We start from the raw sequence: 22,415 nt of genomic DNA, 5'->3' as shown, positions 1-22,415 counted from the left end.
ACCTCTCATGCTATATGTTCTGTTTCTTTAATTTCATCAACACTTACGTAGTAACCATCGTCGTAATCGAATGAACGATAGATTAAGCAAGCTAAAATACCAACGCCGCCGATTGCTGCAAGCCAGAACCAGCTAAATACTAATGCGAAACCTGCAAGACCGAAGAATAAAGACGCAATAATAGGCACACCAGAGTTACTTGGCATGTGAATTGGTTTTAAATCTTCTGCTGCTGGTGTAACTGTTTCTCCGCGTTTTTTCATGTACCAGAAAGCATCAGCTTCTTTAATTTCAGGAAGCTTCGCGAAGTTGTAATGTTGTACAGGAGATTGAGTTGCCCATTCAAGTGTACGACCATCCCATGGATCTCCAGTTGTGTCACGTTCACCGTGACGTGCACTCCAAATTACGTTGTAGCAAAGAAGTAGGAAGCCGATACCCATCATTACCGCACCAACAGATGCGATTTGGTTTAGCCATCCCCATCCAAGACTTTCAGAGTAAGTGTACATACGACGAGTCATACCGTCTAAACCTAAGAAGTACATTGGGAAGAAACAGATGTTGAATCCGCTCATAAAGATCCAGAATGTCCATTTACCTAGGCGTTCATTTAACATATGACCAGTCATTTTTGGATACCAGAATGTGAATCCAGCAAGCATAGCGAATACTGTACCTGCGATTAATACGTAGTGGAAGTGAGCAATTAGGAAGTAGCTGTTATGGTATTGATAATCAGCTGCTGCCATTCCAAGCATAACCCCTGTAACCCCACCGACTACGAAGTTTGGAATAAATGCCAATGACCAAAGCATTGGAACTGTAAAACGAATACGTCCTTTATACAGTGTAAACAACCAGTTAAAGATCTTAACCCCGGTTGGAATCGAAATCGCCATTGTCGAAATCGAGAAGAATGAGTTAACCGCTGGACCTGCACCCATCGTGAAGAAGTGGTGAAGCCATACGACGAAACTTAGTAAAGAAATTGCAACCATTGAGTATACCATCGCACTGTAACCGAATAGACGTTTACGTGAGAATGTACTAATGATTTCAGAGAAAATACCGAATGCCGGTAAAATAACGATATATACTTCAGGGTGACCCCATACCCAGAACAGGTTGGCCCATAACATCGGCATACCGCCGCTCGCCATCGTAAAGAAGTGAGCATCGAATAGACGGTCAAATGTCATTAATGCAAGAGCAACTGTTAATACTGGGAAAGCGAAAATAATGATAATTGTTGTAATTAAGATTGACCAAGTAAACATTGGCATTCTCATTAAAGTCATACCAGGTGTACGCATTTTTAAGATAGTAACAAGGAAGTTAATACCGGTCATTAGCGTACCGAGACCTGAAATCTGTAATGCAATTGCGTAGTAGTTGTTTCCTACACCAGAAGTAAACTCTGTACCTGCCATTGGGAAGTAAGAAGTCCACCCAGCGTCTGGAGAACCACCGATTACGAAAGCGATGTTAAATAACATTGCTCCGACAAAGAATAACCAGAAACTTAAAGCATTTAAGAACGGATATGCAACGTCACGAGCACCAATTTGTAATGGTACTACAAGGTTCATTAATCCCATAACGAATGGCATCGCCATGAAAAGAATCATAACTGTACCGTGTGTTGTAAAGATTCCGTTATAGTGTTCAGCGTTTAAATAAGTTGTTTCTGGGAATGTTAATTGTGCACGGATCATTAAACCATCCATACCACCACGGAATAACATGATAACCGCAGAAATAATATACATGGCTCCGATTTTTTTATGGTCAACAGTTGTCAACCATTCATCCCAAAGCCACTTCCATTTTTTATACTTTGTTAGTACGAAAATGATTGCTAATGTCACAAGAACGATAGAAGCGTCTGCACCGTAAATAATCGGGTCACCTGTGACAAAGAATTCATCAAGCTTCACTGTGTTCACTCCAATCTGTTGGAATAATAGCTATTATTTTTTGTTTTTGTAGTAGTTGTAATCACAATATTCAAGTGATTTTGGATCTACATAACTTAAGTGATGACTAGAGAATGTCATACGACCAACTACACCAGGTTTAACAATTTCGTTGTACTTATCTTCTGTTAGTTTAGGAGCAGTTTGTTGTACTTCTTTTACCCACTTGTCATACTTTTCTTTTGTTTTTGCTTCAACTTCGAACTCCATGTGAGTGAATCCTTCACCAGAGAAGTTCGCGCTACGGCCTAGGTAAGAACCTGGCTTATCAGCTTGTAAATAAAGATCCATAATCATGCCATCCATTGTGTACTTCATACCACCAAGTTCTGGTACCCAGAAAGCATTCATTGGGCCGACAGAAGTCAGTTTGAATTGAATTGGTACACCAGCTGGGATGTTTAAATAGTTAACGGTTTCAATTTTTTCCTCTGGGTAACTGAATAACCATTTCCAGTTTGCAGATGTAACATAAATTTCAACTGGTTTAATATGTTTGGACTCTTCCGGAACCTCTTCCGAAGCATAAGTTGCTTTTACTGTTGGGATCGATAATGCGATAACGATAATAACAGGAACAAGCGTCCAAATAATTTCTAATAATGTGTTACCGTGTTGTTCAGGTGGCTCGTAGTCCATATTCTCTGGTTTTTCACGATAACGAATCAAGATGACTGTAAACAGGATGAATACAATTGCGATAATTAATGACATAAGCAAGAATGACCAAACAATTAAATCATACTGTGCTTTTGCAACAGGTCCTTGCGGATTTAATACTGCGAGTTTCTTATCACAGCCACCGAGGAACAGAAGTAATGATAACGGAAGAAGCGAAGCCAACTTCCAAAATGCTTTCTTTAGTTGCACGATTGAAAATCTCCTTTCTCCTTGGATTGAAACTATGCCAATAAAACAATATAAACCTATTAATTTATAGAAGGCAATAGTTTTTGAGATATTGTTAAAAAATAGACACAAATGCACACTTTTTAAGGTGAATATCATTTGTAACTTGATTATATTGTAAACTATTTTCCAGAGAAAAACGTGATTGTGAAAATTTTAAGATAAATAAAGTTATACCAAGATATCCAATAAATAGAAAAAAGCTATCTTATTATAAGAAAGATAGCTGAATATTTTGTATATTTAGTTTATTTCCTGAGTTATACTTTTTTTCTGTTCAAATGTGACAACTTTTTTATATTTAACTTGGTATAAAATGTAGCAAATAATCATAAATGGAATTCCGCAATAAAGAGCGATTCTCTGATCTGGAATGAAAGCTAAACTAACAAATGTAATAAAGTTGAGTGAGAACGCTACGATTGGAACTACTGGATAGAGCGGTGTACGATAGTTTAAGTCATTTATGTCGCCGCCATTTTTTACGAAATTTCTACGGAAGAAAAACTGTGAAGCCGCGATTGACATCCAAACGACAACGGCGGCCATTGCTGCAATAGATGTTAAAACTAGAAAGACAGTATCTGCCGCAAACACGCTTGTTAATAAAGAAAGGCTTGCAAAAATAAGACTGAAAATGAGTGCATTCAGTGGTACCCCTTTTTTAGTTAACTTCGTAAAAGCTGGACTTGCCATTCCTTGTTTTGCCATCGCCCAAAGCATACGAGAATTTGCGTATAAACCAGAATTAGCTACGGATAATACGGCTGTAATAATAACAAAGTTCATAATGTCTGCTGCATATGGAACACCAGCTACATCAAATACAAGTACAAATGGACTTTCGACTAGATTAGCCTCTTGCCATGGGAGTAACCCTACAACAACTGATATTGCTAGGACGAAGAAGAATAGAGTTCGCCAAATTGTGTTTTTAATTGCTTTTGGAATTGTTTTTTCAGGATTTTCACTTTCTCCTGAAGCAATTCCGATTAATTCTGTTCCTTGGAAGGAGTAATTTACTGTAATCATTGTAAGAAGAACAGCTAATGCACCATTTGGAAATAGACCGCCATTTTCAGTGAAATTGTGAAGCATTGGAGCGGGTTTTCCGTTAAAGTCTAGTAGACCAAACATAACTGCACCACCAAGTACGACAAAAATAACAATTGTTGCAACTTTTACACTTGCGAACCAAAATTCTGTTTCTGCATATGCCTTTGCTGATAGAGCGTTCACAAGAAAAAGTGCTGCTGCAAATGTAACGCACCAAATCCACGAAGAAACGTCTGGAAACCATCGTTTCATTAAAATACTTACAGTTGTTAACTCTACTCCAACTGTAACAGCCCAATTTAACCAATACATCCAACCGACAACAAATCCAAAACCAGGTGAAATAAATTTGCTTGCATAGCTTTGGAACGAACCTGCTTCTGGCATAGCAACGGATAATTCACCAAGACATAACATCGTTAAATACATAACAAATCCACCGACTAAAAATGCAAGAATTGCACCACCAGGTCCAGCGTTATGGACGATTTGACCAGATCCCATAAATAGTCCAGTTCCAATAACGCCACCAAGTGCGATCATAAATAAGTGTCTACTTTTCATTGTACGTTTTAAATTTGTTTGTTCTACTTGTTGATTCATATGCCCCTCACCCCGTTATTTTCTTGTATGTATTAACTGGTTTTCATTCTGAGTGTTTAATCATTAGCGGGGGATGTGACACATACTCAATTTATTTGTTATGAAATGAATGGAGTATGTAAAAAACGAACTATGACTAAATACTCTAAGAATGTTTATTAACAAGGTGATATCTTCACTATGTTAATAATTTCGATTTTAGCAAAATGTTCCGAAAAAGTATATTGTTTTTTCTTTTTATTAAAAATAATTAGAATTTTATAACGATATAAATGTGAATAATAATTCACAGAATCTTTCTAGCAAACTAGTTAGAAGAAGGGTACAATGATAAGAGTTGTGTCTGTAAAATAATAATTAATGGAGTTTTGTTTATAATGAAAAAGTTAAAATATCTTTTTGTTTTTGGGATTATACTTGCGACCGCGTTTTTTATAGGGAAAGATAAAATTATACAAAAGGCGCAAGTGCTACGCTTAGATTTTCTATCTGAAATGAAAGAATCAGCTATGATTGAAGATGTTCCATTTATAAAACAATTACCAGAATTACCTCGTGGATGTGAAGTGACAAGTTTGGCTATGTTACTGCAATATAAAGGTGTACAAGTAGATAAGATGCAGCTTGCTAGCGAAATCCATCGTGTTCCATTTGAACAAAATGGTTTGCGTGGAAATCCTTATGAGGGATTCGTTGGAAACATTTATACGAAGGCTGAACCTGGATATGGTGTATATAATCAACCAATCTTTAATTTAGCAGAAAAATATGTTCCTGAAAAAGTAATTAATTTAACAGGTAGAGACATGCAAGATATATATAAAGTAATTAGTTCTGGATCTCCAGTATGGGTCATTATTAATACAACGTTTAAGCCACTAGCTGAAAGTAGTTTTGAAACATGGAATACGAGTTCAGGTGAAGTGAAAATTACATATTATGAGCATAGTGCAGTAGTAATTGGATATGATCAAAACTTTGTATATGTAAATGATCCTCTTAAAAACAATCCACGTTTGGCTGTTCCACGAGCGGAATTTGAGAAAGCTTGGGAGCAAATGGGAAAACAAGCAATTACTATTTTGTAATAAGGAAAAAGTCATCTTTTAGATGGCTTTTTATTTTTAAGTCTATAACACGGAAAATTCGGAATATTCTTTTAAAAGTTAATAATTCGCGTTATAATAACATTTAACTTGGTGAAGAAGGAGAGAAGAGAAATGGATGTTGCAAAGGAACTTGTTTTGTCAAAAAATCAGTTGGTTGAGTGGAGAAGGCATTTTCATAAGTATCCAGAGTTATCTTTTCAAGAAGAGAAAACATCGCAGTTTGTGTTCGACATACTTCAAAAAATCCCATATTTAGAAGTGTCACGACCGACTCAATATAGTGTGATGGCAAAGTTAGTAGGTAAACAGCCCGGTAAAACAATTGCGGTCCGGGCTGATATGGATGCTCTTCCTATTCATGAAGAAAATGATTTTGATTTTATTTCGACATATCAAGGTGTGATGCATGCATGTGGTCATGATGGACATATGGCGATATTACTTGGTGTGGTACATAAGTTAGTAGAGGAAAGAGAGAAGGTTAAAGGGGAGATTCGTTTTCTATTCCAACATGCAGAAGAAAATTTTCCTGGTGGCGCAGAGGAAATGGTTGCAGCGGGGGTAATGGAAGGTGTGGATTATATTATTGGTGCTCACCTGTGGGCGTCGTTAGAGGTTGGTAAAATAGGTGTAATTTATGGTGCGGCAATGGCTGCGCCGGATGTTTTTAAAATCACGATTGAGGGCAAGGGTGGGCATGCTGGAATCCCTCATGAAACTATTGATAGTATTGCAATCGGTACACAAGTTGTTTCACAACTTCAGCAAATTGTATCTCGCCTCACGAATCCGTTAGATTCTCTCGTAGTATCTGTTACGCAATTTCATGCCGGAACAACCCATAATGTGATTCCAGAACAAGCGGAAATTGAAGGAACAGTGCGGAGTTTAAGACATGAGTTGAGAGAAGAAACAGAGGGGAAGATTGAACGGATTGTAAAGTATATTACAGAATCTTACGGAGCGAAATATACATTTTCTTATGAATATGGATACCGACCAGTTGTAAATGATTATGAAGTTACAGAGCTTATTGAACGCACGGCATTGCAACTTTATGGACGAGACAGGATTGTTCGTTTACAACCAACGATGGCTGGAGAAGATTTTTCAGCATTTTTACAAAAGGCACCAGGGACATTCTTTTTTATCGGAGCAGGAAATAAAGAGAAGGGAATTATATATCCTCATCACCATCCTCGTTTTACGATTGACGAAGATGCACTGCCGATTGGCGTGGAAGTGTTTGTATCATCCATTATGAATTTCATAAATAAAGGAGAATGAGATGAAGAAAATACACGTGCTAGCACTTATTCCCGTTCTTTGTTTAGTAGTTGGACCAGTATTTGCAAATTCGGTCACTCCTTACGTACTAGGGATGCCATTTTTATTATTTTGGGTATTATTATCGGTGCTTATTACCTCTCTTTGTATGGGGGTTGTGTACGTATTCGATCCTGCTAATAAGGGGGATATGGAATGACAGCATTATTTATCATTATTTTATTCTTATTTCTAGCGCTATTTTTAGGTATTCGGGCGCAGCGTGGAAAAGATATGAATTTAGAGCAATGGTCAGTTGGAGGAAGAGGATTTGGAACGATTTTCGTATTTCTCCTTATGGCAGGCGAAATTTATACGACATTCACATTTTTAGGAGGAAGTGGATGGGCGTATAGTAAAGGAGCGCCTACTTTTTATATTTTAGGTTACGGCGCACTAGCTTATATTTTATCGTATTTCTTATTACCGCCAATTTGGAAATATGCGAAAGAACATAACCTTGTTTCACAGCCAGATTTTTTTGCGAAGAAATATAGAAGTAAAGCGCTTGGATTGATTGTTTCAATTGTTGGTGTTGTTTCCATCATCCCATATCTTGTTTTACAGTTGAAGGGATTGGGGATTATCGTTTCAGAAGCTTCTTATGGAAGGGTATCACCTGTTGTTGCAGTATGGATGGGCGCTATTGTTATAACTATATATGTAATGGTTTCAGGTATACATGGATCAGCTTGGACAGCTGCTTTGAAGGACATTATGATCCTGTTTATTGTTATGTTTTTAGGTATATATTTACCGTATCATTATTACGGAGGGTTTCAGCCGATGTTCGAAGCTGTAGAAGCTGCGAAACCAGGATTTTTATCTTTACCTGAAGAAGGGATGAGTATTTCTTGGTTTGTTTCTACTATTATATTAACGGCCCTAGGTTTTTATATGTGGCCTCATACATTTGCTTCTGCTTTCTCTGCTAAAAATGAAAAAGTATTTCGTAAAAATGCGGCAATTATGCCATTGTACTCTTTAGTTTTACTTTTCGTATTTTTTGCAGGGTTTGCTGCTATCCTGCAAGTTCCTGGATTAAAGGGAGCAGATGTAGATCTTTCATTATTCCGTCTTGCTTTACAAACTTTTGATCCTTGGTTTATTGGAATTATTGGTAGTGCTGGGGTATTAACGGCATTAGTTCCAGCATCCATGCTTGTTATGGCCGCGTCTACATTGTTAGCGAAAAATATTTACCGAACGATGATCCCATCTGCTTCAGATAGACAAGTGGCCAAAGTAGCAAAATTATTTGTGCCTGTAGTAACGTTTATAGCAGTTTTATTTACATTTAAAGGAGGGGAAACAATAGGAGCTCTCCTTTTAATGGGATACAGTATTGTAACGCAACTTTTTCCTGCACTTGTATTTAGTTTGTTTCCACGTCAAATTATTACGAAGCAAGGGGCGATTGCAGGAATGGCGATTGGTCTGTTAGTTGTTGCATATATTACTTTATCTGGTTCTACTATAGCTACGATGTTTCCGAGTTTCCCGCAGTATATAAAAGATTTAAACGTAGGTATAATCGCATTATTAATGAATATGATTGTGATGTTTGTAGTGAGTGGGATTAAGAAAAGAGTATCTATAAAAACAGACAATATAATAGTAGAAAAATAACCTGTGCACGAGAGCTATCTTTGAAAAGAGATAGCTCTTTTTTGTATATATTTTCTTCTATTAGCGGAATCTAACTAAAAACTTGTTGAAAAGGAAGTTAGGTGGGGGAATTGTTAGAGTTAGAAGGTAACTTGTTTGAAGTTATGGAGAAAATAAGAGATGAGTTAGGTTCACCTAATGATTTAACAATTAGAGAAGTTGCTCTTGCTGGCAGTTTAACGCGCTGCGCTGTTATTTTTTTATGTGGGTTAACAGATAAGGATAATGTTTATAAATATGTAGTTCGTACGCTTCAATATGAAGAAATACAAAAAGAAGCAGTTATTGTTCAAACGTTATTGGATCGCTTTATTTCTATCGCAGAAGTCGGTATGAAAACAACATTTCCGGATATTATAAATGCGATTTTAGCGGGAGATACAGTTATATTAATTGATAATATTCAAACGGCTATTGTTGTTAACAGTAGAGCTTGGGAGAAAAGAAGTCTAGAGCCTCCAGTGACAGAAGATTTAATACGTGGACCAAGAGTTGGGTTAAATGAAGATATTAATGTAAATAAAATGTTAATTCGCCGTGGTTTACGTGATCCGAAGTTACGGTTTCAATCTTATATTATGGGGAAACGATCGCAGAAAGAAGTAACCTTAGTATATATAGAAGATATTATTAACCCGTATATTGTAAAAGAACTAGATCGGCGTCTTCAATCCATAGTGACAGATGTCATTTTTGAGACGGGAACGATTGAGCAATTAATTCAAGATAATAATTTGTCACCCTTTCCGCAGTTTTTAAATACGGAAAGGCCTGATAATATTGTGGCTTCATTAGCGAAAGGAAAGGCGGCTATTTTGGTGGATGGATCACCGTTTGCTCTTATAGCTCCACTTGTATTTGTTGATATTTTTCAATCTGTCGAAGATCATTATGAGCGCTGGGTGATTGGAACGTTATTGAGAGTTTTACGGATGATTTCTGGTATAATGGCAGTTTTGCTACCAGCTATGTATGTAGCACTTGTATCATATCATCAAGGGCTTATCCCATCTAAACTAGCTTATTCTATTGCGGGAGCCAGAGAAGGGGTACCATTTCCGGCATATATTGAAACATTAATGATGGCATTAACGATGGAGTTAATACGAGAAGCGGGAATTAGATTGCCAAAACCGATGGGACAAACAATTGGGATTGTAGGCGGTCTTGTAATTGGGGAAGCGGCGGTGAATGCAGGAATTGTAAACCCGTTCTTAGTTATTATTATTGCAGTTACTGCAATTGCTACATTTTCACTGCCTGTATATAGCATTACAATTACGTTTCGCATTTTACTTTTTGTTTTTGTATTAGCAGCAACTGCTTTTGGATTGTACGGAATCATTTTAGCTCTTATTTCACTTGCGATTCATATTACGAATTTAAAGAGTGTTGGTATTCCTTATACAACGCCTATTGCTCCTGCATTTTACAAAGATTGGAAAGAAGAACTTATTCGTATGCCAAAATCGATGTTGAAAGAGAGACCGGAATATTTACAAACAAAAGATTCTACAATACGTCCAAAGGAGCGAAAATAATTGAAACCATTTGAGTATGGCGATGAAGAGATAGGATCTCGGGAAATTGGGTTTGCGGTATCGTCAACCATTATTGGTATAGGGGCATTGTCTATGCCGAGAGATATTGCTGATCAAACTTTATTTTCGGACGGTTGGATTATTTTACTTTTGGGTGGATTGATATGTGCGGTTTTAGGTTGGTTTGTAACGAGGGTAGCTATTTTATTCCCAAAACAAAACTTTGTTCAATATACGAGTGCGCATTTGACGAAACCTGTTGCATACACAATTAGTAGCATCTTAGTATTAACATTTGCAGCTTTGACAGCATATGAATCGCGAATGATTGCGGTTATTTCACAAACATATTTATTTAGTGATACACCAATACAGCTATTGTCTTTCTTCTTCTTATTAGTTGTTATTTATGGAGTAGCTGGATCGAGAGCGGCTTTATTAAGGTTAAATGTTCTATTCTTGCCAATTGTTTTAATTGCGATAGTGCTTCTTTCTTTATTGAATGTAAACTTAATGGAAATAGATAATTTACTACCGGCTTTTCAAACGAATGTCAGTCAATATGCTGTAGGAGTTAAAAATTCTATTTTTACATTCATCGGATTTGAGGTAGCTCTGTTTTATGCTGTGTTGTTGAACGATAAGGCAGCGAAAAAAGCGCCAATGGCAGTTGCAAAAGCGGTGATGGTGAACGTATTGTCATACATTTTAATTTATGTAACTTGTATTAGTGTTTTTACATATATGACAACACGTGGATTGACATATCCAACAATTGAACTAGGAAAAGAAATTGAAATTGGTGGAGGGTTTTTAGAAAGATTTGATGCAATTTTTTTTACTACTTGGATTATTACTATTTATAACACGACAGCAATGTATTATGACGTCGCATCTTTATTATTTTGTGCTATGTTTCCAAAAGTGAAGAAACATATTTTCATTTTTGTCAGTGCCCCGATTATTTTTATGGTGAATATGATACCTAGTAATTTGAAGGAATTGTCAAGTTATGGGACTTATTTAGCTTGGATAGATATGGGGTTTGTCGTGTTAGCGCCTTTGTTAGTTTTTATTGTATATAAAATAAAAAGAAGGAATGGTAAAAATGAAACACCTTCTTAAAATAATAATGGTTATGGTTTTAGCTGGATCTATAAGTGGGTGCTCTGAGTTAGAAGAAATAGAAGAAAGAGGATTTGTAGTAGGTGCAGCTTACGATATTGTAAAGGCAAAGAAAGCAAATCCAATTATGAAAGGGACGTATCAGATGGTACTCCCCAGTAAATTGTCGCAACAAGGTGGACAAGGTGATGGAGATGGCGAAAATTATATTAATGTTAGTGCGAAAGCAGATAGTGTCTTTGAGCAAATCCGAATTATCGCAAAAAAAATTAGTCGTTCATTATTCTTTCCGCATATACAAGTGATTATTTTTTCTAAAGATTTACTAGCGAATCCATATGTTTTGCAAAATACGTTAGATGTATATATTCGCGATCATGAAATGAGAAGGAATATTCGTTTGTTCGTTTCTAAGCAAAATGCAGAAGCTATTTTAAAGCAGAGTGCCAAGCCTGAAAATTTGCCAGCGCAGTATATCGATATGTTAGCTGAACATCCTCCGAAAAATGCCCAAATGATTGAGGCTGCAAGAATTGGTGAAGTCCAGGAAAAGATGATTTCCAATCGGAGTTTTGTATTACCTATTCTCGAACTAACAAAACAAGGGGTACAAATGAACGGGGCAGCGTTGTTTCGCGGGAAGGATAATAAGTGTGTAGGTATTTTGGGTGGGGAAGAAACATTAGGGATGAATTATATAATAGGTAAAAAAATTGGAGGTTTTTTTACCATTCGTAAAAAGGATCAACTTATTACATATGAAATTCATAAGCTGCGTCGGAAAATTAAAGTATCTACAACGAATGCTACAAAACCAAAATTTGATATTCACATATCTCTGGAAGGGACATTGGCGGAGTTGCACTTTAGTGATCATAAAAAGGTGTTGAATGAAAAGCGTTTAGAGAAGGATATTTCGGAGGAAATGGAGAAACGCATCCAAAAATCGATTAAGCTTGTTCAAAAAAAATATAAGGTAGATGTATTAGAATTAGGGGAATTGTATAAGAGACATAATTATAAAGAGTGGAAAAAAATAAGTAAGAATTGGGATCAAGGTCAGAATTATTTTAGTGATGCTGAAATTACTGTTCATGTTCATCCGATAATTGAACATTCAGGCTCAGCTTTACCGAAGAGAGTGAAATAAGGTGATGAAAGTTGTTTACTGGATTAGGAATTAGTTGCACGATATTAATGGCGGTTCTTCCGGGAACCATATACTTCATCCATAAAAAACTCACAACGTATGGGGCGCAGCCGTGGAAAGAAAAAAAGAAACCTGAATGATTTTCAGGTTTCTTTCGCGCAAAGCATATGTGGAGGGGGATACCTTCTATGTATGCTTTGTTTTTCTCCCGCGTTAATGGGCAGTAAGACTTTTACCTAAAAAATTCGGTGGGAACAAGGTGTTAGATAGGAAGTCAACTACCCGTACACGCCTGATTAGTGAGGGCTAATACAAGCCCCTACTGAGTAAAGTTTCACTTTATACAAGCCCTAACCAATGTACCAATTGTGTAGAGAGGAATGTAACAACAATGGCGATAACGGTAGGGATTGCAAACGATAAGAATGTCCATTTTGCACTTTTTGTTTCTTTATATATGTTAACTAGTGTCGTTCCGCACGGGAAATGAAGAAGGGAGAACAACATTGTGTTTAACGCTGTTAACCAAGTCCAACCGTTTTCTAAGAATAGATTTTTAATCTGATTAAAATCATCTATTTCAGTTAAAGATCCAGTTGATAAGTAAGACATTAATAAAATCGGAATAACAATTTCATTAGCTGGTAGTCCAAGAATGAATGCAGCTAGAATAAAGCCGTCAAGTCCTAACATTTTAGCGAATGGATCTAGGAAGTTTACAAAATACATAAGCAGGCTTGTGTCACCGATGAAAATATTAGCGAGTAACCAAGTTAATGCAGCTGCAGGAGCAGCTACAACTATAGCTCGTTTTAAAACATAGATGGATTTATCGAGTGTTGCACGTACAATTGTATTCCAGATTTTTGGCTTACGGTACGGTGGTAACTCAAGTGTGTAGTGAGTTGGAACGCCTTTTAAAGCTGTTTTCGATAGTACCCAAGAAACGGTTAACGTCATAATAACACCAATTACAACCATTCCAACTACAACGCCAGCAGTAACAAATGTTTGCATACTACCTGTATAACCAGCAGCCATAAATAGTGAAGCCATTAAAATTAGCATAGGCCAGCGACCGTTACATGGAACGAAGTTGTTTGTTAAGATAGCAAGCATACGTTCACGTGGCGATTCGATAATACGCGTTGACATAATGGCAGCTGCATTACAACCGAATCCCATTGCCATTGTTAAAGATTGTTTACCATGAGCACCAGATCGCTTAAATAAACGATCCATATTAAATGCAACACGTGGTAAGTATCCGTAGTTTTCTAATAGTGCAAACATAGGGAAAAAGATTGCCATAGGTGGTAACATAACGCTAATAACAGCACCGATACCACGGAATAAACCAAGTATTAAAATACCATGTAACCATTCAGGTGCATGCATTGCTTGGAACCAAGATGTTAAATATCCTTCTACCCATCCAAAGAACTCAGCAATCATATCAGATGGTACGTTAGCGCCTGCAATTGTAAGATAAAAGATAATAGATAAAATGCCTAGCATAATTGGAAATCCCCAAATTGGAGATGTGAAAATTTTATCTAGTTTTTCAGAACGATACAATTTATCAGTATTTGTATATTGAACAGATTCTTTACATATGCTTGCAGATGTTCGGTAAATATCTCCGACAATATCATCTCGTATATCTTCTTTTGATAGTGTTTGTGCATGTTGAATAATATAGTCCAATGGAAGAGCTTTACTGGCTGAGTGAGATTCCATTTATTACGACCTCCCTTACAAGTGGTTCATTATGGTGTTTTTGAAGTGTAGTTAAGAAATTTTTATCTCCATCTAATATACGTAACGCAATCCAGCGTGCTGGATACGCATCACCGAACACTTTATAAATTTGTGGTTCTAATTCCTGAATCATATTTTCGATTTTTTCGCTGTAAGTAATTTTAATTGGTGTTGGAATTAGTTTTTTATTTGCTACTTTAGCGATGACATTTAGTAAATGCCCGATACCAATTCGGTTTCGAGCTGAAATCTTCACTACCGGTACACCGAGTGATGTTGCTAATTTCTTTTCATCAATAACGATGCCTTTTTTCTCAGCTTCATCAATTAAGTTAATACAAATAACTACGCTGCTCGTCATTTCCATCACTTGGAGTGCTAAATTTAAATTTCTCTCCATAGCAGTTGCGTCTATAACAACTACAGTGACTTCTGGCTTTTCAAAGATAATATAATCTCTCGCCACTTCTTCATCCGCAGAATTTGAATATAGTGAGTAAGTTCCAGGTAAATCTATTAATGTATATTTATTTCCGTTATGTTCATATTCCCCTTCGGCCTTTAAAACAGTTTTTCCCGTCCAGTTTCCAGTATGTTGTTTTAAGCCTGTTAAAGTATTAAATAATGTACTTTTCCCGGTATTCGGGTTGCCAGCTAAAGCAATACGGTGGTTGCTCATCTGAAATCATCTCCTATTAATACCCCGAAAATAAGGGAGCTTTCTTCTTTACGCAGTGCAATAGTTGTATTGCTTACTTGATAAGCGACCGGATCTCCAAGTGGACTGCGCTGTAATACTTTAATCGTTGCCCCAGGGATAAACCCTAGATCTAATAAACGTCGTTTCATAGTTCCTTCTAATTGTATCTTCTCAATTTGTACAAACTCTCCTGTTTTAAATGCAGAAAGTGGTCTTGTATTAGCCGATACCATAAAAGTTACCTCATCTCTATATTGTTAGTTTAAGTTTAAAAAGTTTCCTTAGGTAAACTTTTTGCTACTAATATAGTAGACTACATTGAATGATGCTGTCAATTAGTACTTTAAAAATATTCAATTATTTTTAGAATTGTTCCAATTTATTTAGTTGTACTAAAAAAAATACTGAAATTCTGTTTAATGTAAATAAAATGAGATTGTAAAAGTTAAAAATATAGTGGATTTGTAAATGTATTTTTAACTAAAAGGTGAAAAGAAAGAAAAACATTTACATTGAGTTTACATTATTAAGAATAAATTTACATTACAGCTCGTTTAGTGTGGATTTTGTTGGGTTCTGTAACTACAAATGTTGGGATTCCTAGCTTTTTAGGATTATTATCGCCATTTACTTAAAATTAAAAATTGCTTAACACTCACATAATATTGTTGTCCTACAATGAATTTGTGTTCGAAAAAAGTAGACGAATGTGAAAAGTGATAATCCAAATGGGGGTACAAGACATGGTTATGAAAAAGGGTATTAAATTTTCTTTAGCAGCTTTAGTGGTAGCAGGAGCATTAGTTGGATGTGGGAAAGCAGAAGATACAGCTAGTAAAGATAATGCTAAAGGAAGCGATAATGCAAAACAAGAATTGTCAGGTACGATTGCAGCTGCAGGTTCTACAGCGCTTCAACCTCTTGCAGAGGAAGCTGGAAAGAAATTCATGGAGAAAAATTCAAAAGTTTCTATTCAAGTTCAAGGTGGCGGTAGTGGAACAGGGATTAACCAAGTAGCATCTGGTGCAGTACAAATTGGTAATTCGGATGTTCCATCTGGAGATAAAATAAAAGATGCTGATAAAGCAAAAGAATTAGTAGATAACAAAGTTGCGGGTATCGCATTCGCGCTTGTCGTAAATAAAGATGTAAAAGTTGATAACTTAACAGTACAACAAGTACAAGATATCTTCACTGGAAAAGTAACGAATTGGAAAGAGGTTGGCGGGAAAGACGAAAAAATCAACGTAATTAACCGTCCAGCTTCATCTGGTACACGTGCTACTTTTGAAAAGACAGTGATGAAAGACGCGAAAATTAATGATGGAACTGGTACGACACAAGATTCTAATGGTGCTGTAGAGCAAGCGATTAACTCTACTCCAGGTTCAGTGAGTTACTTAGCAATGTCTTACATGGTTGGTGAGAAAAAAGGTGCGCTACAAACGGTTAAAATTGATGGATCTGAACCAAAAGTTGAGAACATCGCTGCTGGTAAATATCCATTCTGGTCTTACGAGTACATGGTAACAAAAGGTGAGGCAAAAGAAGCAACAAAAGCTTACATTGACTATGTAAAAGGTAAAGATTTCGAAAAGCAAGTAGAAGATATGGGTTACATTCCGATGTCTAAATTAAATAAGTAATAAAATTTATGGGGCTGGCTGCAAGGTCAGTCCTGTTCATTTCAATTTATGAAGTGGGGTCTGTCCTGTGATGAAGGGGAAAAAACAAATAAATTACGTAAAGAGTGAATATATAGGAAGATCACTCGTTACGTTTTGTGGTATTTTTATTGTTTTAGTTACATTAGCTATTATTGCGTTTATTTGTGGTAAAGGAATTCAATCTTTTACGCAAAGTGGTATCTCATTTACTGAGGTATTAACATCGACAAAATGGAATCCGAATGCTGACGAAGGAACCTTCGGAGCTGTAATTTTTATTATAGGTTCAACATTGGTTTCGATAGGTGCAGTTATTATTAGTGCGCCAATTGCTATAGCTCTTGCTATATTCATGAATTTAATTTCGCCGAAGTTCGGAAATAAAGTATTGAAGCCTGTTTTAGAACTATTAGTTGGTATTCCTTCAGTTGTATACGGATTATTAGGGGTTACGATTTTAGTGCCGCTATTACGTGATTCGTTTGGAGGAGTGGGCTTTAGTTTAATTGCGGGTATTATTGTCCTAAGTATTATGATATTACCTACTATTGCTAGTATCGCTTCTGATGCAATACGCTCTGTTCCATTTGATTATTTAGAAGCTTCTTATGGTCTAGGATCAACGAAATGGCAAGCGATTAGTCGAGTGATTGTTCCTGCTGCAAAACAGGGGATTTTAACAGGTATAGTTTTAGGATTAGCGCGTGCTTTTGGTGAAGCGTTAGCGGTTCAAATGGTAATCGGGAACACGATTAAATTACCAGAAGGAATATATAGTCCAACAGCAACGTTAACGGGTATTCTGACAATGGATATGACGAATACATTGAACGGAACAGCTTGGAACAATGCGCTATGGACATTAGCGATGATTTTGCTTGTTATTTCATTCCTGTTTATTTTAGTAATTCGAGCGATTGGTCAAAGAGGTGAGCGATAATAATGAATGCAAGAACGGTAAATAAAGTTTGGACAGGTATCTTTTATGCGGTTGCGGCTTTAGTTGTAGCTTTGCTAGTGTTCTTAGTGTTTGAAATTTTACAAAAGGGATGGGGATTTTGGGATCCTAATTTCTTGTTTGGAGAACCAAGCAATACAAGAGCTGGTGGTGGGATTGGTCCGCAATTATTCAATTCCTTCTATATGCTTGTTATAACGCTTATTATATCTATTCCTCTTGGATTAGGTGCTGGAATATATTTAGCGGAGTATGCAAAACAAGGTCGATTTTTAAGTTTTGTTCGTTTATGTATTGAAACAATGGCGTCTTTACCTTCTATTGTTGTTGGTTTATTCGGTTTGTTAGTGTTCGTTACAATGACAGGCTGGGGATACACGGTAATGGGTGGTGCTTTAGCTTTAACTATTTTAAACTTACCAGGTTTAACGCGTGTTTGTGAAAATGCGATTTCAGAAGTTCCTCATAATGTAAAAGAGGCGAGTCTTGGATTAGGTGCGACAAAGTGGCAAACGATCGCGCGTATTATTATCCCGTCGTCATTACCGCAAATTATTACAGGTGTTATTTTAGCGGCTGGCCGTATATTTGGTGAAGCAGCGGCATTAATTTACACAGCGGGTTTAACATCTCCAATTTTAAATTCAGCAGCGGACTTCTCAAGTCCTGCGCATCCTTTAAATCCATTTAGACCAGCTGAAACGTTAGCGGTTCATATTTGGAAGTTGAATTCTGAAGGGATTATCCCGGATGCGAAGTTGATTGCGACAAAATCTGCAGCTGTATTAATTATTATGGTATTACTATTCAATGTTATTTCACGCTTGATAGCATCTGTATTGCATAAGCGTTTTACAGGAACGAAAAGAAAAAGTAAAACGACGAAGAAGGTAAAAGCGGCATAAGTTATAAAGAAGAACTCTCTATTTATAAGTAGGGGGTTCTTTTTGTATTTTAATATAGAAGAAATGGATATAAAGGGGGGAGTAAAAGACCTTCAAATAACGAATATCTTATTGTAGACTTTGGTCAACCTATAGAGCGATATGCGCAAAAGAAGGATGGATTATATGGGTAGGTAAAGAAAAGGCGTTATCTTCATTCGTGAAGATAACGCCTTTTCACTTTAAATATCAGGTGTTTCTGTAGAAGTACTGATTTTTCTGCGTGAACGTCTTTTTCTACCGATTTTATCCAGTAATTCGTACATAACAGGAACGACTACTAATGTAAGAACAGTTGAGACTGCCAAACCGCCAATTACAACAACTGCCAAACTTTTTGATACCATACTCCCTGCTTGAGATTGACCGAATAGGAGAGGGAGCATAGCAACGATTGTTGTTACAGCTGTCATAATAATTGGACGAAGTCTCGTGGACCCAGCTTCTAGTAAGGCGTCCCTTGTTTCCATGCCATTTTCTCGATTTTGTTGCACTCTTTCTATTAATACAATTGCATTTGTGACGACAATCCCAATTAACATTAATGCGCCGATTAAAGAATTTATATCGACAGGTGTTCTTGAAATGATTAATCCTAAAATACCACCGACAGCAGCTAATGGTAAGGAGAATAAAATTGCAAAAGGAGCACGCGCTTGCCCAAAGGTGATAACCATAATTAAATATACAATCCCAATTGCAATCCCCATGATTTTGAATAAATCTGTGAAGTTCTCTTGCATAGATTCAGTGGCACCGGCGATATTTACTTTTGCTCCACTAGGTAAATCTAAGTTGGTTATCGCATTGTTTACTTCTGCGCTTACTTTACTTAAATCTTCACTTGAGGCTTCAGCGGTAATTTGAATTGTTTCTTTTCCGTCTTTATGGAAAATTTCTGTTTGAAGTTGTTTTTCTGAAATAGTTGCAATATCCTTTAAAGGAATTGGTCCGTTAATAGGTGACAGTATGTTTGCGTTTAAAATATCTGTTTGTTTATTAATATTTTCTTTTTTGTGCTCTATCATAATAGTAGTTTTTTCATTGTTAATTGAAATTTCACCAATAGGCGATTTCTTCATAAGGAATGCTACTTGTTGTGCTGCTAATTCTGGGGTTAAACCTAATTGTTCGGCTTTTGTTTGATCAATATGAATTTGCCATTCTTTCTTAGAGTCTTCTAAATTCGTTTTTACTTTAGAGAGAGCATCCATACTCTTTAGTTTTGTTTCGACGATGTTAGCGGCTTTTTTTAGATTCGTTTCGTTAGTAGCAGTTACGTTAAATTGTAAATTGTTACCCCCACCAGAGCTTGAATAACTCGTTTTTATATAATCAAGTTCGGCAGGTTCAAAAGATTTATGATCTTTCTTTAAGTCTTTAATATATTGGTCGATATTAGACCCCTTTTTGAAGACTACAAATATACTGGCAAGATTATTTTTAGTCGTTTGCCCCCATTGTGCATCTTCTGCGCTAGATCCCATTCGTAAAATAACATCTGTTACATCAGGATTAGAGAGTAGTTTCTTTTCGAAGTCAAAGGCTTTTTGTTTTTGAGATTCAGAATTATAATCAGCTGGAAACGTCATATTAACGGATAACATTGTATCATCTTCGGACTTTATGTTCGATTTTGGTAGTAATATATATGCAGCGATTGATCCCGCAAATAATAAAAATGAAGTTAGTAGAATAATAAATTTATGAGAAAGAGCCCACTTTAATGTAGCTACATATCGTGGTGAAGAGCTCGGCTTGCGATGCTTTGTTTTTTTGAGTAGTAAAAAAGCCATAAGTGGAACAACTGTTAATGCGACGATTAAAGAAGAAAGGATAGAATATACAACTGCTAATACCATAGGTAACATTAATTTTCCGATTACTCCTGATACGAGGCCGATAGGTAAAAAAACAGCGACCGTTGTTAAAGTAGAAGAAGTGATTGCGACGGCAACCTCTTTCGTTGCATCGATAATAATATCTTTAGAGAAAGGTTCTTTTTGTAAACGGCGAAAAATATTTTCAATGACAACGATACTATCATCGACGAGACGTCCAACTGCAACTGCTAAGCCACCGAGAGTTAAAATGTTAAGTGTGATGTTAGATTGGTGTAGTAAAAAGAGTGTTAATAAAATAGATAATGGAATACTGACAACAGCGATGAGTGTCGTTCGGAAGTTACGCAAAAAAATTAAGATAATTAGAGTAGCGGCGATTGCGCCAAGGATTACTTCTTTTCCCATACTAGTAACAGCATTTTCAACTTGTTCATGAGTTGAGGCTAAAAGTTTAATAGAAAACTGATCTTTATATTGCTTACTTATGTCTTTAATTTTTTTATCAATCTCTTTTCCAATTGCAACCGCGTTTTTACTCGGCTCTTTCATGATGATTAATCCTGTTCCTTCTTCTCCGTTTATGTGTGATATTGTATCGTAGTTTTGTTTCAGTTCAATTTGAGCAATATCTTGCAATTTCACTTGAGGTGCTACAGTGATGTTTTTAATCTCATTTATATTTTTTACTTCCCCGATGACACGAAGATTGTATTCTTCTTTATTAACAGTAATTGCTCCAGTGGGAGTGGAAGTTTCTTTTCCCTGTACAACTTTTAATACTTGCTCTGATGTTACGTTTTTATCTTTTAGTTTGTTAGGATCAAGAACGATGGATAATTCGGAAGTTGATTTTCCGAAAAACATGACATTGGCAACACCATCAATGCTTTCGAGTTGTGGTACGATTTCTTTCTCGATTTGTTTTTCGTCAGCTTTTGAAAATCCATTTTGCTTCTGAATGGTAATTTGAGCGAGTGGAATCATAGAAGTATTTAATTGGCTAACTACAGGTTTAGTTACATCTTTAGGTAATTTAATCGTATTAATTGCTTTTTCGACTTCGCGTGCTGCATCTTTCATATTTGCCTTGGATGTATATGCAATGTCGATGCGTGATAATCCTTCGTGTGTGGAGGAAATGATGCCATCAATATGTTCTAAATTACGAAACTGTTTTTCAAGGGGATCAGTTACGTCTTTAGTCATCGTTTCAGCATCGAGCCCTTGAGATAATGTTGTGACAGTTATTGCAGGGTTATCGATGCTTGGTAAAAATTCCATAGGTAATTTAGAGCCGGAATAAACACCGAGTATGGAAATGAGAAAAACCATGATAATAATAGCAGCTCGGTTTTTTAATGAAAATTTTGTTAACCTATCCATAAGATAATTCCTCCATTAGTATTTATAGTTTTGTGGGCACTCTCTTACTATATAACAAAAAATGGATATTTTTCATTAATTAAATGTAAAAAAATTCTAACAACAATCTTAAGTTAATGTTTTTGGTGAGATTGTATTATTTGTATAAAGTGCAATTTTTGATGGGGGAGGAAATTGTTCGTTCGAATTGCTTTTTAATGTGGATGGATTCGTTTCTTACGGCTAATTTATGTCGTTATTCTATAGGGAGTAAATGATTATGAACTTTAATATAGAAGAGAATGAAAATCTGAGAAGTTATTGTGACCCACAGTTTGGTTGCTCGGAGTGTATTGGTATACAATCAAAATACCTGTTTTCAGTAGAGAGGATAAGGAGTCCTTACATAGAAGAAAGTAGGATAGGTGATTTTTTTTTGTTTTTTTTATAAAAAGTACTTGTTATTTCGAAATCACGATGGTATATTAATAAACGTCGCTGATGCGGAAACGCAGAAAACGACAAAAAGAAATTAAGAAACATTGTTGACATCGAAAAATGAAGATGTTAATATGATGAAGTCGCTTATGAAGCGGCGGACAAGTTCTTTGAAAACTGAACGAAACAAACAACGTGAAACGTCAATTTTTATTTTTAGATGCTAGACAAACTAACTTTATTGGAGAGTTTGATCCTGGCTCAGGATGAACGCT

The 22,415-nt window shown here is 36.2% G+C and carries 17 protein-coding genes; 10 read left to right on the top strand and 7 right to left on the bottom strand.

The features are described 5' to 3' along the window. Positions 1-5: 5 nt before the first annotated feature. From qoxB to ACS2MN_RS23880, 3 genes are all read right to left on the bottom strand, one after another. On the bottom strand, positions 6-1,940 hold the full coding sequence (gene qoxB / locus ACS2MN_RS23890) for a cytochrome aa3 quinol oxidase subunit I (protein WP_000762376.1): 1,935 nt from the start codon (positions 1,938-1,940) through the stop codon (positions 6-8). Positions 1,941-1,973: 33 nt separating this feature from the next. After that, on the bottom strand, positions 1,974-2,849 hold the full coding sequence (locus ACS2MN_RS23885; protein ID WP_001176160.1) for a cytochrome aa3 quinol oxidase subunit II: 876 nt from the start codon (positions 2,847-2,849) through the stop codon (positions 1,974-1,976). Between the two features lie 282 nt (positions 2,850-3,131). Beyond that, positions 3,132-4,547: an amino acid permease gene (locus ACS2MN_RS23880; RefSeq protein ID WP_098709921.1), complete on the bottom strand. Its 1,416-nt coding sequence runs from the start codon at positions 4,545-4,547 to the stop codon at positions 3,132-3,134. A 377-nt stretch (positions 4,548-4,924) separates the two neighbouring features. Here ACS2MN_RS23880 and ACS2MN_RS23875 point away from each other — a divergent pair, with 377 nt between their 5' ends. The 7 genes from ACS2MN_RS23875 (at position 4,925) to ACS2MN_RS23845 (ending at position 12,466) form a co-directional block, all read left to right on the top strand. Beyond that, positions 4,925-5,635: a C39 family peptidase gene (locus ACS2MN_RS23875; RefSeq protein WP_000734495.1), complete on the top strand. Its 711-nt coding sequence runs from the start codon at positions 4,925-4,927 to the stop codon at positions 5,633-5,635. 132 nt (positions 5,636-5,767) lie between these two features. Next, positions 5,768-6,943, top strand: coding sequence for an amidohydrolase (locus ACS2MN_RS23870; RefSeq protein WP_000382117.1), 1,176 nt, complete (start codon positions 5,768-5,770; stop codon positions 6,941-6,943). Between the two features lies 1 nt (position 6,944). Beyond that, a complete protein-coding gene (locus tag ACS2MN_RS23865) occupies positions 6,945-7,142 on the top strand; it encodes a DUF3311 domain-containing protein (protein ID WP_000719867.1) in 198 nt (65 codons plus the stop codon). After that, entirely contained in the window at positions 7,139-8,611 is a 1,473-nt protein-coding gene (locus ACS2MN_RS23860; RefSeq protein ID WP_346994851.1) for a sodium:solute symporter family protein, read from the top strand. Before ACS2MN_RS23865 ends, ACS2MN_RS23860 begins: the two co-directional genes overlap by 4 nt. A 101-nt stretch (positions 8,612-8,712) precedes the next feature. Further along, complete coding sequence (gerLA, locus tag ACS2MN_RS23855; RefSeq protein WP_103591133.1) at positions 8,713-10,191, top strand: spore germination protein GerLA; 1,479 nt, start codon at positions 8,713-8,715, stop codon at positions 10,189-10,191. Beyond that, the gene (gerLB, locus tag ACS2MN_RS23850; RefSeq protein ID WP_000801987.1) at positions 10,192-11,316 is read left to right on the top strand and encodes a spore germination protein GerLB; all 1,125 of its coding nucleotides are present in this window, start codon (positions 10,192-10,194) and stop codon (positions 11,314-11,316) included. Continuing rightward, entirely contained in the window at positions 11,300-12,466 is a 1,167-nt protein-coding gene (locus ACS2MN_RS23845; protein ID WP_000681642.1) for a Ger(x)C family spore germination protein, read from the top strand. Before gerLB ends, ACS2MN_RS23845 begins: the two co-directional genes overlap by 17 nt. A gap of 339 nt (positions 12,467-12,805) precedes the next feature. Here ACS2MN_RS23845 and ACS2MN_RS23840 read toward each other — a convergent pair whose 3' ends face one another. The 3 genes from ACS2MN_RS23840 to ACS2MN_RS23830 are packed head-to-tail and all read right to left on the bottom strand — an operon-like array spanning position 12,806 to position 15,160. After that, positions 12,806-14,206, bottom strand: coding sequence for a nucleoside recognition domain-containing protein (locus ACS2MN_RS23840; protein WP_000443611.1), 1,401 nt, complete (start codon positions 14,204-14,206; stop codon positions 12,806-12,808). Further along, positions 14,184-14,906 (bottom strand): FeoB small GTPase domain-containing protein, encoded by a 723-nt coding sequence (locus ACS2MN_RS23835; protein ID WP_000064957.1) that lies wholly within the window; start codon positions 14,904-14,906, stop codon positions 14,184-14,186. The genes ACS2MN_RS23840 and ACS2MN_RS23835 overlap by 23 nt, the downstream gene beginning before the upstream one ends. After that, positions 14,903-15,160, bottom strand: a complete 258-nt coding sequence (locus ACS2MN_RS23830) for a FeoA family protein (protein ID WP_000252995.1) — start codon at positions 15,158-15,160, stop codon at positions 14,903-14,905. The genes ACS2MN_RS23835 and ACS2MN_RS23830 overlap by 4 nt, the downstream gene beginning before the upstream one ends. Positions 15,161-15,670: 510 nt before the next feature. Between ACS2MN_RS23830 and ACS2MN_RS23825 the strand changes: the two genes are divergently transcribed. The 3 genes from ACS2MN_RS23825 (at position 15,671) to pstA (ending at position 18,457) form a co-directional block, all read left to right on the top strand. Then, on the top strand, positions 15,671-16,573 hold the full coding sequence (locus ACS2MN_RS23825; protein ID WP_000245100.1) for a phosphate ABC transporter substrate-binding protein PstS family protein: 903 nt from the start codon (positions 15,671-15,673) through the stop codon (positions 16,571-16,573). Between the two features lie 70 nt (positions 16,574-16,643). Further along, positions 16,644-17,534 (top strand): phosphate ABC transporter permease subunit PstC, encoded by an 891-nt coding sequence (gene pstC / locus ACS2MN_RS23820; RefSeq protein ID WP_000676684.1) that lies wholly within the window; start codon positions 16,644-16,646, stop codon positions 17,532-17,534. 2 nt (positions 17,535-17,536) lie between these two features. Beyond that, complete coding sequence (gene pstA, locus ACS2MN_RS23815) at positions 17,537-18,457, top strand: phosphate ABC transporter permease PstA (protein ID WP_000994143.1); 921 nt, start codon at positions 17,537-17,539, stop codon at positions 18,455-18,457. A gap of 221 nt (positions 18,458-18,678) precedes the next feature. On the opposite strand, the gene ACS2MN_RS23810 is transcribed toward pstA, so the two are convergent. Beyond that, on the bottom strand, positions 18,679-21,723 hold the full coding sequence (locus tag ACS2MN_RS23810) for an efflux RND transporter permease subunit (RefSeq protein ID WP_000375557.1): 3,045 nt from the start codon (positions 21,721-21,723) through the stop codon (positions 18,679-18,681). Between the last annotated feature and the right edge of the window lie 692 nt (positions 21,724-22,415).

It is taken from the genome of Bacillus cereus group sp. BceL062 (assembly GCF_051780025.1).
Lineage (GTDB): Bacteria > Bacillota > Bacilli > Bacillales > Bacillaceae_G > Bacillus_A > Bacillus_A toyonensis.
Note: the sequence above shows the minus strand (reverse complement) of the source record. Positions and strands in the feature narration are given on the sequence as shown.